This window comes from Oryzomicrobium sp. (genome assembly GCF_036820405.1).
Classification (GTDB): domain Bacteria; phylum Pseudomonadota; class Gammaproteobacteria; order Burkholderiales; family Rhodocyclaceae; genus Oryzomicrobium.
In genome coordinates this window covers 64,837-78,919 of the sequence record NZ_DAISLS010000010.1, presented here as the reverse complement: position 1 = coordinate 78,919, position 14,083 = coordinate 64,837, and the positions used below count along the sequence as shown (strand labels likewise).

Here is a 14,083-nt window from a genome sequence, read left to right as displayed (position 1 = left end):
CCGAGCGCCGCCCGGCAACGAGCGGGACTAGAGCGCTTCCGGCCCGGCGGCGGTGGGGCGCTGGACGAAGCCGGTGGCGGCACCGGACCAGGCGGCCGGCCCTTCTTCCACCAGCACCCCATCCACCCGGCCCGCCGGCGGCCCCTGGCGAGTCCAGGCGATCAGCCGGGCCACGGCCTCGGCCTCGCCCCATACGGCCACCTCGACCCGGCCGTCGGCCAGGTTGCGCACCCAGCCGTGAACCGCCAGACGTGCCGCTACCACCGTGGTGGCGTGGCGGTAGCCCACCCCCTGGACCAGGCCGGAAACCAGTAACCGGCGGACGGCGGGGGAGGTATTCATGCCGTGGCCTCCGCGCCGCTGGGCGGCAACAGCCGGGCAGCCAGAGCCCAGGCCTCGTCCAGGTCGGCGACGATGTTGTCGTCCCCCACCAGGTCGGAAAAGCCGGAGCGGAACACCAGGGAGCCGGGCTGGGAATTGAGCCCGGCCAGGATCAGGTGGCCGCCGCGCTTGCGCAGGATGCGCAGCAGGGCTTCCAGGGTGTCCAGGCCGGTGGTGTCCAGGTTCACCACCTGGTGCAGGTCGAGGACCACCACCCGGGCCCCCTCGGCGTCCTGGTCGATCACCGTCTGCAACTTGCCCACGGAACCGAAGAACAGGGAGCCGAACAGCTTGTAGCCCACCACCGGCAGGGCCTCGGCCTTCGCCCACACCGGGTCGCCCAAGCGCTCCACCCGGGTCAGGGAGGCCATGCGGGTGATGAAGAACAGGGACGACAGCACCAGGCCGATCTCCACCGCCAGGGTCAGGTCGAAGACCACGGTGACCAGGAAGGTGGTGACCAGGATGGCCCGGTAGTTGAGGGAATAGCGCGGCAGGGTGGCAAAGGCGTGCCATTCGCCCATGTTGAGGGCCACCACCACCAGGATCGCCGACAGGGCCGGCAGGGGCACGTAGGCGGCCCAGGGGGCGGCCACCAGCACCACCAGCAGCAGGGTCAGGGCATGGATCATGCCGGCCACCGGTGTGCGGCCGCCCACCCGCACGTTGGTGGCGGTGCGGGCCAGGGCGCCGGTGGCGGCGAAACCGCCGAACAGGGGCGCCACCAGATTGGCGATGCCCTGGGCCATCAGTTCCTGGTTGGGATCGTGCCGGTCGTCGACCTGACCGTCGGCCACCCGGGCCGAGAGCAGGGACTCGATGGCCCCCAGCAGGGCGATGGTGATGGCCGGCGAGATCAGGGCGCGCAGGGTTTCCAGGGACAGGGCCGGCAGGGCGAAGGACGCGAATTCCTGGGGAATGCCGCCGAAGCGGCTGCCGATGGTTTCCACCGGGAAGGCGAACAGGGCCTGGGCCGCGGTGGCCACCACCAGCACCACCAGGGGGCCGGGCACCCGGCCGATGCGCGGGATGCGGCTACCGTAGCGGTTCCAGCCGAGCAGCAGGGCCAGGGCCGCCACCGAGAAGGCCAGGGTGGGCAGGTGGGCGTCCGGCAGGGTGTGGGCGATGGTCTTGATGCGGGCGAAGAACTCGGCGGGCAGGGCCGGCCCGGGCAGGCCGATGAAATCCTTCACCTGGGAGAGGAAGATCACCACGGCGATGCCGTTGGTGAAGCCGATCACCACCGAGATGGGGATGAAGCGGATCAACTGCCCCAGGCGGAACATGCCCATCAGCACCAGCAGGCCGCCGGCCAGCAGGGTGGCGATGAGCAGGTTGGCGACGCCGTACTGGGCGACGATGCCGAAGATGATCGGGATGAAGGCGCCGGTGGGCCCGCCGATCTGCACCCGGGAACCGCCCAGGGCCGACACCAGGAAGCCGGCGATGATCGCCGTCCACAGCCCGGCGGTGGGCGACATGCCCGAGGCGATGGCGAAGGCGATGGCCAGGGGCAGGGCCAGCACGCCGACGGTGATGCCCGCCGCCACATCCTTGCCGAACTGTCCTCGGTCGTAGCCTTGGAGGCATTCCACGAGCTTGGGACGGAAGGCGAAGGAGGCGGGCAGGAAGGTCATGGCCGGTCCGGTGTGGAAGTATCTGCTGTTGTCTGGTCTGAGGTGGATTGCCGGACCACCTGGCGCACCATGCGGGTGGCGGCCCAGAACACCAGGGCCAGCCCCACGGCGGTCAGCGATATGGCGGAACCCACACCTGCGGGAAAGTCGGGGAAGAAAACGCCGGGGCCGCGCACCAGGTAGGCAAAGCCCACGGCGAAGAGCAGCAGCCCGGCCACGTCCACCAGGGCGAACGCCACCATCGCCACGGTCAGGCGCGGGCGGAATTTGGCGGCGGGGCGGTTGGCGAAGGACATGGAAAAAGCCTAGCGCCGGGGGCTGACAGACGGCTTACGCCAAGCTGACGCCCCCGGCCGGTAGCGCGGATTCGCTTACTTGACGCGCATCCCCGGGGTGGCGCCGGCATCCGGCGACAGGATGAACAGCCCCGGGGTCTGGCCGGACTCGTCGGAGGCGGCCAGCACCATGCCTTCGGACAGGCCGAACTTCATCTTGCGCGGGGCCAGATTGGCCACCATCACCGTGTAGCGGCCCACCAGGGTGGCCGGGTCGTAGGCGCTCTTGATGCCGGCAAACACCTGGCGCGGCCGCATTTGGCCACTTTCGGTCTCGCCGATGTCGAGCTCCAGGCGGATCAGCTTTTCGGCCCCTTCCACGTGCTCGGCGGTGACGATGCGGGCAATGCGCAGGTCCACCTTGGTGAAGTCGTCGATGCCGATGGTGCTGCTTTCGGCGGCGGGGGCGGCGGTCTTTTCCACGGGTTTGCTTTCTTTCTTGGCCTCGGCCGGGGCAGCTGGGGCTGGGACCAAAGAGGATTTATTGGCCTCGACCAGGGCGGTGAGCTGCTTGGGGTCGAGGCGGGTCATCAGGTGCTGGTAGGTGTTGATGGCGTGGCTCGGGGCGAGCACGCTGCCCACGTCGTCCCACACGAACGGGGCGACGTTGAGGAAGGCCGCCACCTGGTCGGCCAGGGCCGGCAGCACCGGCTTGAGCAGCACGGTGAGCAGGCGGAACAGGTTGATGGCGTTGGTGCAGGCGGCATGCAGCTCGGCGTCCTTGCCTTCCTGCTTGGCCAGCTCCCAAGGCTTGACCGTGTCCACGTACTGGTTGACCGCCTCGGTCAGGGCCATGATCTCGCGCAGGGCCTTGCCGTACTCCCGGGCCTCGTAGAGGTCGGCGATGCGCGGTGCGGCTTCGCGGATCTGGGCGAACACCGGCAGGGTCTCGTCGGCCACCGCCAGCTGGCCGGCGAAGCGCTTGGCCAGGAAGCCGGCGGAGCGGCTGGCGATGTTCACGTACTTGCCCACCAGGTCGGCGTTCACCCGGGCGGCGAAGTCGTCCAGGTTGAGGTCCACGTCCTCGGCGGTGTCGGCCAGCTTGGCGGCGAAGTAGTAGCGCAGCCATTCCGGGTTGAGGCCCTGGTCCAGGTAGGAACGGGCGGTGATGAAGGTGCCCCGGGACTTGGACATCTTGGCCCCGCCGACGGTGAGGAAGCCGTGGGTGAAGATTTTGGTCGGCACGCGGAAGCCGGCGTGTTCGAGCATGGCCGGCCAGAACAGGGCGTGGAAGTAGAGGATGTCCTTGCCGATGAAGTGGTACAGCTCTGCCTGGGAATCCTTGTTCCAGAAGGCGGCAAAATCCAGGCCCTTCCTGGCGCACAGGTTGGCGAAGGAACCCATGTAGCCCACCGGGGCGTCGAGCCAGACGTAGAAGAACTTGCCCGGGGCGTCGGGGATCTCGAAGCCGAAGTAGGGGGCGTCCCGGGAAATGTCCCAGTCGGTCAGCTTGTGCTCGCCCTCGGCGCCCAGCCATTCCTGCATCTTGTTGGCCGATTCGGCCTGGAGCCGCCCCGGCTCGTTGGTGAAGCGGCGCAGGAAGGCCTGGCAGCGCGGGTCGGACAGCTTGAAGAAGTAGTGGGTCGAGGTGCGCAGCTCGGGCTGGGCGCCGGACACCGCCGAGTAGGGGTTCTTCAGTTCGTTGGGGGTGTAGGCGGCGCCGCACACCTCGCAGTTGTCGCCGTACTGGTCCTTGGCGCCGCACTTGGGGCACTCGCCCTTGATGAAGCGGTCGGGCAGGAACATCTGCTTGACCGGGTCGTAGTACTGCTCGATGTCCCGGGTCTCGATCAGGCCGGCGGCGCGCAGCTTGCCGTAGATGTCGGTGGCGAAGCCCCGGGTCTCGTCGGAGTGGGTCGAGTAGTAGTTGTCGAAGCCGACGTGGAAGCCGGTGAAGTCGCGCAGGTGCTCGCCGTGGACCCGGGCGATCAGGGCCTCGGGGGTGATGCCCTCCTTTTCCGCCCGCAACATCACCGGGGTGCCATGGGTGTCGTCGGCGCACACGTACCAGCAGTCGTGGCCCCGCATCTTCTGGAAGCGCACCCAGATGTCGGTCTGGATATATTCCACCAGGTGACCCAGGTGGATGTCGCCGTTGGCATAGGGCAGCGCGGAGGTTACGAGGATCTGACGGGGTTTCATCGGGTAGGACTATCCGGGAAAGCGGGTAAAGACGGGGATTCTAGCAAACCCGCCCGGCGAAGCCGCGCCGCTGCCCGGCTCCGCCGCCCCGATCCACGCTGCGAGCGCCCCGTTCCCTCCTCCGCCTTGGAGGCCACCGGGGAATTCGGTTAAACTTGATAAAAATACTCGGGTATAGCCGCCCGCCTGGCGTTGCCGTGCGATCCAACTGCGGCAGAACGCAAACGCCACGGCGGCCCCGCGTCACAACCCGCCCCGCCGCTGCACCCTGCGCCGCGGCGGCAACCCAACACGGCGCGCCATGGCGCCAGGAGATTTCATGTCCCTCACCGTCGAAACCGTACAGACCGCCCTCAAGGACGTCGTCGATCCCAACACCGGCAAGGACCTCGTCGCCGGCCGCGCCGCCAAGAACATCCGCGTGGACGGCGGCGACGTGGCGGTGGACATCGAACTGGGCTACCCGGCCAAGTCCCAGGTGGACGGCCTGCGCAAGGCGGTGATCGCCCGCCTGAAGCAGTTGCCCGGGGTGGACAACGTTTCGGCCAACGTCACCGTGAAGATCGTCGCCCATGCGGTGCAGCGCGGCGTGAAGCTGCTCTCCGGGGTCAAGAACATTGTCGCCGTGTCCTCCGGCAAGGGCGGCGTGGGCAAGAGCACCACCGCCGTGAACCTGGCCCTGGCCCTGGCCCAGGAAGGCGCCACCGTCGGCCTGCTCGACGCCGACATCTACGGCCCGTCCCAGCCCCAGATGCTCGGCCTGCAAGGCCGCCAGCCCGAATCCCTGGACGGCAAGAGCATGGAACCCCTGGAAGCCTACGGCATCCAGTCCATGTCCATCGGCTACCTGGTGGACGTGGAGACCCCCATGGTGTGGCGCGGCCCCATGGTCACCCAGGCCCTGGAGCAGTTGCTCAACGACACCAACTGGCGCGACGTGGACTACCTGGTGATCGACATGCCCCCGGGCACCGGCGACACCCAGCTGACCCTGGCCCAGAAGGTGCCGGTGACCGGCGCGGTGATCGTCACCACCCCCCAGGACATCGCCCTGATGGACGCCCGCAAGGGCCTCAAGATGTTCGAGAAGGTGGGCATCCCCATCATCGGCATCGTCGAGAACATGAGCATGCACGTGTGCACCAACTGCGGCCACGTCGAGCACATCTTCGGCGAGGGCGGCGGACAGAAGATGTGCGCCGACTACGGCGTGGACTTCCTCGGCGCCCTGCCCCTGGAGATGGACATCCGCCTCATGGCCGACGGCGGCAAGCCTACCGTGGTAGGGGCCCCCGACTCCAAGGCCGCCGAGATCTACCGCGCCATCGCCCGCAAGGTGGCGGTGCAGATCGCCGAGAAGGCCAAGGACATGAGCAGCAAGTTCCCCAGCATCGTGGTGCAGAACACCTGACCCACCACCGGCTCCGCCGCTGCCAGACGCCCCCGCCCGCCGGGGGCGTCGGCGTTTACGGGCTTGCCGAATGACGGGATGGGCGGCGGACAGCCTTCCGTCAGTCCCGCCCCCGTTCGTCGGCCGCCCTGGCCCCGCGCTACCCCACCACCGATTCCCATGGCATCCTAGCCCGATAGAACGCCGGACCACGCGGCCCCGCCACGGGCCGCGACACGGCGCACGACGGGAGGTAACACGCATGGCCTTCATGCCCTGGGGCGACGCCCTCAAGATCGGTATCGACAGCATCGACGAGCAGCACCGCTGGCTGGTGGACGCCACCAACGCCCTTCATGACGAACTGCAGCGCGACGAACCCCGCCGCGCCGTGATCGGCGAGATTCTCGAAGGGTTGGTGGACTACACCATGAACCACTTCATCGCCGAGGAGGCCCTGTTCCAGCGCCTCGGCTATCCGGACAGCCCCGGCCACCTGGCCGAGCACAACCGCTTCACCGCCGGGGCCCTCGACCTGTTGCAGCGCTTCGAATCCGGCCAGGCCGTCAGCCAGGAGGCCCTGGACTTCCTCAAGAACTGGCTGACCCACCACATCCTCGAAGTGGACCGGGCCTACGTGCCCTTCCTCCAGTCCCGCGGCGTCACCTGAGCCGCAGGCTCCCGCCCCGCCCGGCGCAAACCGGGCGCGGCTGTGCGCGCGGCGCCTTCGCGGCTACAATCACGCCTTTATTTCTTCCCGCCCCACCGCCCCCATGAGCATCAAATCCGACCGCTGGATCCGTCGCATGGCCGAAGAACACGGCATGATCGAGCCCTTCGAGCCTTCGCTGGTGCGCGAGGTGGACGGGCGCAAGATCGTTTCCTACGGCACCTCCAGCTACGGCTACGATATCCGCTGCGCGCGGGAATTCCGGGTGTTCACCAACATCAACCACACGGTGGTGGACCCGAAGAACTTCGATCCCCAGTCCTTCGTCGAGATCGAGAACGACTACTGCATCATCCCGCCCAACTCCTTCGCCCTGGCTCGCACCGTCGAATACTTCCGCATTCCGCGCAACGTGCTGACCATCTGCCTGGGCAAGAGCACCTACGCCCGCTGCGGCATCATCGTGAACGTCACCCCCTTCGAGCCGGAGTGGGAAGGCTACGTGACCCTCGAGTTCTCCAACACCACGCCGCTGCCGGCCAAGATCTACGCCGGCGAGGGCTGCGCCCAGGTGCTGTTCCTGGAGGCCGCCCCCAACGACATCTGCGAAACCTCCTACAAGGACCGGGGCGGCAAGTACCAGGGCCAGGTGGGCGTGACCCTGCCGCGCATCTGATCGCACCGCCGTCAGCAAACGACAAGGCCGCCCGAGGGCGGCCTTGTCGTTTATGTATGCTGCGGATTCTGCGGCGACGCTACCGCCGCACTGCTCTGGCAACCCGCTATCTGCCAGCACGCCAGGTCACGGCACCTCAGACGTGGTAAGCGGTCCGGGTCATGACCTGGGACATGAGGCGCATGGCGCCCTTCACCGGTGCCGGCAGCTCCCGGCCGCCGAGGCGCACGGCGGTGTCGGCGTGAGACGCCTCGTCAGTCTTCATCTGCTCGATGATGGCGTGGGAACGGGCGTCCTGGGGTGGCAGCTTGCCCAGATGGCTGTCCAGGTGCGCCCCCACCTGGCGTTCGGTCTCGGCCAGGAAGCCCAGGTTCCAGGCATCCCCCAACTTGCCGGCGATCACGCCCAGGGTCAGGGAGCCGGCGTACCAGAGGGGATTGAGCAGGCTCTTGCGTCCGCCCAGCTCGGCCATGCGCCGCTCGGTCCAGGCCAGGTGTTCGGTCTCCTCCCGGCCGGCCTGTTCCAGGGCCTGGCGGGTGGAGGGGTCCCGGGAGGTCAGGGCCTGGCCCTGGTAGAGGGCCTGGGCGCATACCTCGCCGCAGTGGTTGACCCGCATCAGCCCGGCCACGTGGCGCCGCTCCTCGACGCTCAACTCGGCATCGGGCAGGTCGTTGCCCGGCACGGGCCGCCAGGTGGTGGCCGGGGCGAAGACGGTGCGCAGGGCCTTGTCGAATTCGATGATGAAACGATCGGACAACATCAGGGACCTCTCAGGGGGCGGACGTCCGGGTGGCCGCCGCGGCGCAGGGCATCCCGCGCCTCGTCGGCGGTACGCACGGCAATGCCGTTGGGACAGAAGTAATCGGTGGCCAGGCTCGCCTGGGGCCGGTTGATCCCGTCGTCGTTGACGGGCTTCCAGGCGGCGCTGCGGGCCTTGCTCCAGGCGCCGGCGCTGTTGCCGAAGGCGTAGAAGCGGCGTTCACGGGTGGCGCAGCGCAGACCTTCGAAGCTGACGTTGCGCGCCCCGCTCGGCGAGATCACCACCAGGGTGTAGCGCACCACGCCGTCGCTGCCCACCGAGATGGACGTGGTGTCAACGTAGAAGCGGTTGGAAGCCCGCGGGTCCACGTAGAACTCCTTCAGGTTGGCCTCCTGGGGCGGCGCCGGCAGGGTGGCCTGGATTTCCTCCCAGGGCTTCTGCTCTTCGGGCTCGTAATCCCAACGGTCGGCCTCGGCGCGGGCCTGGCCGGCCAGAAGCAGGGCGGCGACGAGTACCACCGCCGCCGCCCGGGCGGGCCGCAGCCCGCTGATGAATGAAACGTTGTACGGCAAACCTACCTCACGCGGATTGATGGATGACCGCCTCGATTTCGGCGAAGGTGCGGGCCACCTCGGTGGTGTGGATGGCGATACCGAGCTGGCGGGCGATCTGGGAGGCGGAGAAGATGCCCCGCACCATCTGCCGCCCGCTGACCGGGTCCATGTCCACCACCATGGCGTGCTGGCGCCCGGCCACCCGCAGGGTTTCAACGATGTGGCCGACCTGGGCGCGCAGCACGTCGGTAAGTTGCAGCACCTCCAGGTCGTCCCGGGGCGTCATCACGTCGGCCACCCGGATTTCCTCGTGGCGGATGCCACGCTTCTGCACGCACTGCATGGGGCGCTCGCCGAGCACGTCCCGGGCGGTGAGCAAGCCCACCACGGCGCCGGAATGGTCCAGCACCAGCAGGGAACGCACCCCCCGGGCGATCATCGCCTGGTTGGCGACGTCGATGTGGGTGTCGGCATCGATACTGGCTACCGGCACCAGCTTGAGGTCGGTCATGACCTCGATGGCCGGCGACGACGGCTGGACCAGCTGGGGCGAGAAAAGGGTCGGCTGATGGAGCCCGGCCGCACCGGCGAGCGGTGAGACGGGCAGCGGTTTGTACTGTTTTTGTTCTGCCATGGCACCCTCCATAGGACTACTTTGGGACGACAACAAAACTACCGAACAACACACAACTCCAAACCATCTCGCCGCAGGCCGCCGGCAGGCTCCGTCAGGGCCGGCGCGGCGCGCGGTCGGACTCGAGGAAACGCTCGAGTTCGGCCAGGGCCAGCCGGTAGACCTCGCGCTTGAACTCGATCACCGCATCAAGCGGCACCCAGTATTCGTTCCAGCGCCAGGCATCGAACTCCGGATGGTCGGAAGCGCGCAGACAAACGTCCGAATCGCGCCCCACCAGCCGCAGCAGATACCAGATCTGCTTCTGACCCTTGTAAGACCCACGCCACTCGCGTTTGATCCAATGGGTCGGCACATCGTAACGCAGCCAGTCCTTGGTGCGGCCGAGAATACGCACGTGCTCGGGGGTCAGCCCCACCTCCTCGTGCAGCTCCCGGTACATGGCCTGCTCCGGCGTTTCACCCCGCTTGATGCCTCCCTGGGGGAACTGCCAGGCGTGCTCTCGAATTCGCTTGCCCCAAAAAACCTCGTTTTTCGCGTTACAGAGGATGATGCCGACGTTCGGGCGATAGCCTTCGCGATCGAGCATAGAAAACCTGCAAAAACTATTGAGTTGAGGGACATTCTTCCATATTTCCCATCGCTTGGAAAGCCGCGGCGGCCGGGCTTTTCGCCGGATTTTCAAGGCTTTTCCCGGCCATCGCCGGTTGCGCCGCGGTCAAGTAAAATGGCGTTTTTCGCTCCAACCGGAATTTTTCATGCGCTCCTCCCAGTTTTTCCTGTCCACCCTCAAGGAAGCTCCGTCCGACGCCGAGGTTGTCAGCCAGAAGCTGATGCTGCGGGCCGGCCTGATCAAGCGGGCCGCCGCCGGCATCTACACCTGGATGCCCCTGGGACTGCGCACCCTGCGCAAGGTCGAGGCCATCGTGCGCGAGGAAATGAACCGTTCCGGCGCCCTGGAGTTGCTCATGCCGGCGGTGCAGCCGGCCGAGCTGTGGCAGGAATCGGGCCGCTGGGAGAAGTACGGCCCCGAACTGCTGCGCTTCAAGGACCGCCACCAGCGCGACTTCGTCATCGGCCCGACCCACGAGGAAGTGATCACCGACGTGGTGCGCCGCGAGGTGAAGAGCTACCGCCAACTGCCGCTGCACCTTTACCAGGTGCAGAGCAAGTTCCGCGACGAGATCCGCCCCCGCTTCGGCGTGATGCGCGGCCGTGAATTCCTGATGAAGGACGGCTACTCGTTCCACGCCAGCTTCGACGACCTGAAGCGCGAATACCAAGTGATGTACGACACCTATTCGCGCATCTTCACCCGCCTGGGCCTGCAATTCCGCGCCGTGGCCGCCGACACCGGCTCCATCGGCGGCACCGGCTCCCATGAGTTCCACGTGCTGGCCGACTCCGGCGAGGACGACATCGCCTACTGCCCGGATTCCGACTACGCCGCCAACGTGGAACTGGCCGAAGCCCTGGCCCCCGCCACGCCGCGCCCGGCCGCCGGCGAGGCCCTGGCCAAGGTCGCCACCCCGGGCCAGACTGCCTGTGCCGACGTGGCCGCCTTCCTCAAGACCGACCTGACCCGGGTGGTGAAAGCCATCGCCGTGGTCAGCGAAGACGCCGAGGGCAAGCCGCACTTCGCCCTGCTGCTGGTGCGTGGCGACCACGAGCTGAACGAGATCAAGGCCAGCAAGCTCGCCGGCCTGACCGACTTCCGCTTCGCCAGCGATGCCGAAGTCGAACAATACCTGGGCTGCCAGCCCGGCTACATCGGCCCGGTGGGCGTGGATGCCGGCAAGGTGCGGGTGATTGCCGACCGCACCGTGGCGGCCATGGCCGACTTCGTCTGCGGAGCCAACGAGGCGGGTTTCCACCTCACCGGGGTCAACTTCGGCCGCGACCTGGCCGAACCGGCCGAGGTGGCCGACCTGCGCAACGTGGTGGCCGGCGACCCGAGCCCGGACGGCAAGGGCGTGCTCGGCATCTGCCGCGGCATCGAGGTGGGCCACATCTTCCAGCTGCGCACCAAGTACGCCGAAGCGCTCAACTGCAAGTTCCTCGACGACAACGGCCGGGAACAGGTGATGGAGATGGGCTGCTACGGCATCGGCGTGTCGCGCATCGTCGGTGCCGCCATCGAGCAGAACTACGACGACAAGGGGATCATCTTCCCCGCCGCCCTGGCCCCGTTCACCGTGGCCATCGTGCCCATGGGCTACCACAAGTCCGATGCCATCCGCGACGCTGCCAACGCCCTCTACGCCGAGTTGCAGGCCGCCGGCGTGGACGTGCTGCTCGACGACCGCAACGAGCGCCCCGGCTCGATGTTCGCCGACATGGAATTGATCGGCATCCCGCACCGGGTGGTGATCGGCGAGAAGGGCCTGGCCGCCGGCCAGGTGGAGTACAAGGGCCGCCGGGACGAAGCCGCCACCATGGTGGCGCGGGACGCCATCGTCGCCCACCTGCTGGAAAGCCTCGCCAAATAAGGCGCGCCACGATGCCTGCCCGGAAAGCCAATAGGGACGCGGGGTTTCAAACGCCCCGCCGCAAACTCCGCGCCCTGCTTGGCTTTGCGCGCACCTCCGGCATCGCCCTGAGTGTCTGCGTTGTCGCCCCGGCCCAGGCCGGGGCACAAAAGTACGAGCCCCTCTCCGCCAGCGTCCAGGCCGCCCTCTCCAAGTCGGTGGCCGACGCCCGGCCGCCCACCAGCTCGTTTCGCTCCTACCGGGAGGCGGCCGACTGGCTGGAGGCCATGTCGCAACGCCTGGCCAAGCGCATCCCCGACCGGGAGTACCGCCTCGACCTGCTGCGCAGCGTCCATTACGAGGCCACCCGGGCCGGCCTCGATCCCCAGCTGGTGCTCGGCCTGATGCAGGTCGAATCGGGCTTCCGCAAATACGCCGTGTCCTCCGCCGGCGCCCGAGGCTACATGCAGGTGATGCCGTTCTGGGTAAAGCTGCTCGGCCGCCCAGACGATAGCCTGTTCGAGATGCGCACCAACCTGCGCTACGGCTGCACCATCCTGCGCCACTACCTGGACATCGAGAACGGCGACCTGTACCGGGCCCTGGGCCGCTACAACGGCAGCCTGGGCAAGCCCGAGTACCCGAACCTGGTGCGGGCCAGCTGGCACGGCCACTGGAGCTACACGCCGACAGTGGCCCTGGCGCCCGCCGCCCCTCAGGCTCCACAGACTCCGGGGGCGCCCAACGCCCCCGTCAGTCCGCCCGCCCCCATGGCGCCGCTGCCGCCGGCTGCTCCCCGGGCCGCGCCGCCCCTGAAGACTCCCTCGCCCCAAGCCCAGGCCCCGGGCCAATCCCAAGTCCCCCTGGCGCGCAACCCATAAACGACGCGGCGCCCGGAGGATGCACCTCGGAGCGCCGCGCCAACCCTGGGGTTTCGGCCCTTGGGGCTAGGCCCACCTCCCGCTCGCCGCCCCGCGCCTTTCGCCACCATAGCGGCGGTCTGCGCAGGACCCGAGGGGCCGGGCCGCCCTTGCCTTACATCCCGGGCATCATCCCCTTCAGGCCCTTCATGCCGCGCATCAGCTTGGCGATGCCGCCCTTGGAGAACTGCTTCATCATCTTCTGGGTCTGTTCGAACTGGTTGAGCAGGCGGTTCACTTCCTGGACCTGGACCCCGGCACCGGCGGCGATGCGCCGCTTGCGACTGGCCTTGATCAGCTCGGGCTTGGAGCGCTCCATGGGGGTCATGGAATTGATGATGCCCTCGACGCGGCGGATCATCTTGTCCTCGGCGCCGCCGCCCAACTGGCCGGCGGCCTGAGCGAACTGGGCCGGCAGCTTGTCCATGAAGGCGCTCATGCCGCCCATCTTGCGCATCTGGCCGATCTGCTCCTTGAAGTCATTGAGGTCGAAGCCCTTGCCGGACTTAAGCTTCTGGGCGAAGGCCTTGGCCTGCTCCTCGTCCACGCTCTTCCTGGCCTCTTCCACCAGGGACAGGATGTCGCCCATGCCCAGCACCCGGGAAGCCATCCGCTCGGGGTGGAAGGCTTCCAGGCCGGACAGCTTTTCACCCACGCCGGCGAACTTGATCGGCTTGCCGGTGACGTGACGCACCGACAGGGCGGCACCGCCCCGGGCGTCGCCGTCGAGCTTGGTCAGGATCACGCCGGTGAGCGGCAGGGCCTCACCGAAGGCACGGGCGGTGTTGACTGCGTCCTGGCCGAGCATGGCGTCCACCACGAACAGGGTTTCCACCGGATTGAGTGCCGCGTGCAGACGCTTGATCTCGTCCATCATCTCGGCATCGATGGCCAGGCGGCCGGCGGTATCCACCAACAGCACGTCGAAGTAGTGGCGCTTGGCGTAGTCCACCGCCGCTGCGGCAATGGCCTCGGGCTTGTCCGACGGGGACGAGGGGAAGAACTCGACCCCGGCCTGGGCGGCCACGGTCTTCAACTGCTCGATGGCGGCGGGCCGGTACACGTCGCAGGACACCACCAGCACCTTCTTTTTCTGGGTTTCCTTGAGCAGCTTGGCCAGCTTGCCGGTGGTGGTGGTCTTGCCGGCGCCCTGCAAGCCGGCCATGAGGATGATGGCCGGCGGCTGGGCCGCCAGGTTGAGCCCCTGGTGGGCTTCGCCCATCAGCTTGGCCATCTCCCGGTGCACCACGCCGACCAGGGCCTGGCCCGGAGTGAGGGAGCCGATCACCTCTTCGCCCACCGCCTTTTCCTTGACCGCGGCGATGAAATCCTTGACCACCGGCAGGGCCACGTCGGCCTCCAGCAGGGCCATGCGCACCTCGCGCAGGGCGTCGGAAATATTGGACTCGGTGAGGCGCGCCTCGCCCTTGAGGGTTTTCATGACGCGCGCAAGGCGCTGGGTGAGGTTGTCGAGCATCGGGCTGAACCTGAAAAGAAGGGAGGAACCCCGGTCCGC

Annotated in this window: 13 protein-coding genes and 1 pseudogene; 5 read left to right on the top strand and 9 right to left on the bottom strand. The window is 67.8% G+C overall.

What is annotated here, in order from left to right:
* Nucleotides 1–27 precede the first annotated feature (27 nt).
* The 4 genes from V7Z98_RS11025 to metG form a co-directional block, all read right to left on the bottom strand.
* Complete coding sequence (locus V7Z98_RS11025) at nt 28–342, bottom strand: acylphosphatase (protein WP_334158013.1); 315 nt, start codon at nt 340–342, stop codon at nt 28–30.
* Nucleotides 339–2,018 (bottom strand): SulP family inorganic anion transporter, encoded by a 1,680-nt coding sequence (locus V7Z98_RS11020; protein WP_293264830.1) that lies wholly within the window; start codon nt 2,016–2,018, stop codon nt 339–341. The genes V7Z98_RS11025 and V7Z98_RS11020 overlap by 4 nt, the downstream gene beginning before the upstream one ends.
* Entirely contained in the window at nt 2,015–2,314 is a 300-nt protein-coding gene (locus tag V7Z98_RS11015; protein ID WP_293264828.1) for a hypothetical protein, read from the bottom strand. Before V7Z98_RS11015 ends, V7Z98_RS11020 begins: the two co-directional genes overlap by 4 nt.
* Before the next feature lie 75 nt (nt 2,315–2,389).
* On the bottom strand, nt 2,390–4,495 hold the full coding sequence (metG, locus tag V7Z98_RS11010; protein WP_334158010.1) for a methionine--tRNA ligase: 2,106 nt from the start codon (nt 4,493–4,495) through the stop codon (nt 2,390–2,392).
* A gap of 319 nt (nt 4,496–4,814) precedes the next feature.
* Between metG and apbC the strand changes: the two genes are divergently transcribed.
* The 3 genes from apbC (at nt 4,815) to dcd (ending at nt 7,231) form a co-directional block, all read left to right on the top strand.
* Nucleotides 4,815–5,906, top strand: a complete 1,092-nt coding sequence (gene apbC, locus V7Z98_RS11005) for an iron-sulfur cluster carrier protein ApbC (RefSeq protein WP_293265830.1) — start codon at nt 4,815–4,817, stop codon at nt 5,904–5,906.
* A 241-nt stretch (nt 5,907–6,147) separates the two neighbouring features.
* Complete coding sequence (locus tag V7Z98_RS11000; protein WP_293265832.1) at nt 6,148–6,555, top strand: bacteriohemerythrin; 408 nt, start codon at nt 6,148–6,150, stop codon at nt 6,553–6,555.
* A 103-nt stretch (nt 6,556–6,658) separates the two neighbouring features.
* Nucleotides 6,659–7,231: a dCTP deaminase gene (gene dcd, locus V7Z98_RS10995; protein ID WP_334158008.1), complete on the top strand. Its 573-nt coding sequence runs from the start codon at nt 6,659–6,661 to the stop codon at nt 7,229–7,231.
* Nucleotides 7,232–7,367: 136 nt separating this feature from the next.
* Here the strand turns inward: dcd and coq7 are convergent, their stop codons facing one another.
* The 4 genes from coq7 to V7Z98_RS10975 form a co-directional block, all read right to left on the bottom strand.
* A complete protein-coding gene (gene coq7, locus V7Z98_RS10990) occupies nt 7,368–7,988 on the bottom strand; it encodes a 2-polyprenyl-3-methyl-6-methoxy-1,4-benzoquinone monooxygenase (protein WP_334158126.1) in 621 nt (206 codons plus the stop codon).
* Nucleotides 7,989–7,990: 2 nt separating this feature from the next.
* Nucleotides 7,991–8,563, bottom strand: a complete 573-nt coding sequence (locus tag V7Z98_RS10985) for a CNP1-like family protein (protein ID WP_334158007.1) — start codon at nt 8,561–8,563, stop codon at nt 7,991–7,993.
* Nucleotides 8,564–8,570: 7 nt separating this feature from the next.
* Nucleotides 8,571–9,179 (bottom strand): CBS domain-containing protein, encoded by a 609-nt coding sequence (locus V7Z98_RS10980; RefSeq protein ID WP_293265838.1) that lies wholly within the window; start codon nt 9,177–9,179, stop codon nt 8,571–8,573.
* A gap of 94 nt (nt 9,180–9,273) precedes the next feature.
* A complete protein-coding gene (locus tag V7Z98_RS10975; RefSeq protein ID WP_293265840.1) occupies nt 9,274–9,768 on the bottom strand; it encodes an RNA pyrophosphohydrolase in 495 nt (164 codons plus the stop codon).
* A 169-nt stretch (nt 9,769–9,937) separates the two neighbouring features.
* Here V7Z98_RS10975 and V7Z98_RS10970 point away from each other — a divergent pair, with 169 nt between their 5' ends.
* Nucleotides 9,938–11,668 carry a proline--tRNA ligase gene (locus V7Z98_RS10970; RefSeq protein ID WP_293265842.1) on the top strand — a complete coding sequence of 577 codons (1,731 nt, stop codon included), beginning with the start codon at nt 9,938–9,940 and terminating at the stop codon, nt 11,666–11,668.
* Nucleotides 11,669–11,679: 11 nt separating this feature from the next.
* A pseudogene (locus V7Z98_RS10965) lies at nt 11,680–12,348 on the top strand (lytic transglycosylase domain-containing protein); the annotation flags it as partial.
* 334 nt (nt 12,349–12,682) lie between these two features.
* Here V7Z98_RS10965 and ffh read toward each other — a convergent pair.
* Nucleotides 12,683–14,044, bottom strand: a complete 1,362-nt coding sequence (gene ffh / locus V7Z98_RS10960; RefSeq protein WP_334158004.1) for a signal recognition particle protein — start codon at nt 14,042–14,044, stop codon at nt 12,683–12,685.
* Between the last annotated feature and the right edge of the window lie 39 nt (nt 14,045–14,083).

Excerpts from the sequence above, each read along its gene's own strand:
- V7Z98_RS11025 (WP_334158013.1), bottom strand. The coding sequence starts at position 342 with ATGAATACCTCCCCCGCCGTCCGCCGGTTACTGGTTTCCGGCCTGGTC.
- V7Z98_RS11020 (WP_293264830.1), bottom strand. The coding sequence starts at position 2,018 with ATGACCTTCCTGCCCGCCTCCTTCGCCTTCCGTCCCAAGCTCGTGGAA.
- V7Z98_RS11015 (WP_293264828.1), bottom strand. The coding sequence starts at position 2,314 with ATGTCCTTCGCCAACCGCCCCGCCGCCAAATTCCGCCCGCGCCTGACC.
- metG (WP_334158010.1), bottom strand. The coding sequence starts at position 4,495 with ATGAAACCCCGTCAGATCCTCGTAACCTCCGCGCTGCCCTATGCCAAC.
- apbC (WP_293265830.1), top strand. The coding sequence starts at position 4,815 with ATGTCCCTCACCGTCGAAACCGTACAGACCGCCCTCAAGGACGTCGTC.
- V7Z98_RS11000 (WP_293265832.1), top strand. The coding sequence starts at position 6,148 with ATGGCCTTCATGCCCTGGGGCGACGCCCTCAAGATCGGTATCGACAGC.
- dcd (WP_334158008.1), top strand. The coding sequence starts at position 6,659 with ATGAGCATCAAATCCGACCGCTGGATCCGTCGCATGGCCGAAGAACAC.
- V7Z98_RS10980 (WP_293265838.1), bottom strand. The coding sequence starts at position 9,179 with ATGGCAGAACAAAAACAGTACAAACCGCTGCCCGTCTCACCGCTCGCC.
- V7Z98_RS10975 (WP_293265840.1), bottom strand. The coding sequence starts at position 9,768 with ATGCTCGATCGCGAAGGCTATCGCCCGAACGTCGGCATCATCCTCTGT.
- V7Z98_RS10970 (WP_293265842.1), top strand. The coding sequence starts at position 9,938 with ATGCGCTCCTCCCAGTTTTTCCTGTCCACCCTCAAGGAAGCTCCGTCC.
- ffh (WP_334158004.1), bottom strand. The coding sequence starts at position 14,044 with ATGCTCGACAACCTCACCCAGCGCCTTGCGCGCGTCATGAAAACCCTC.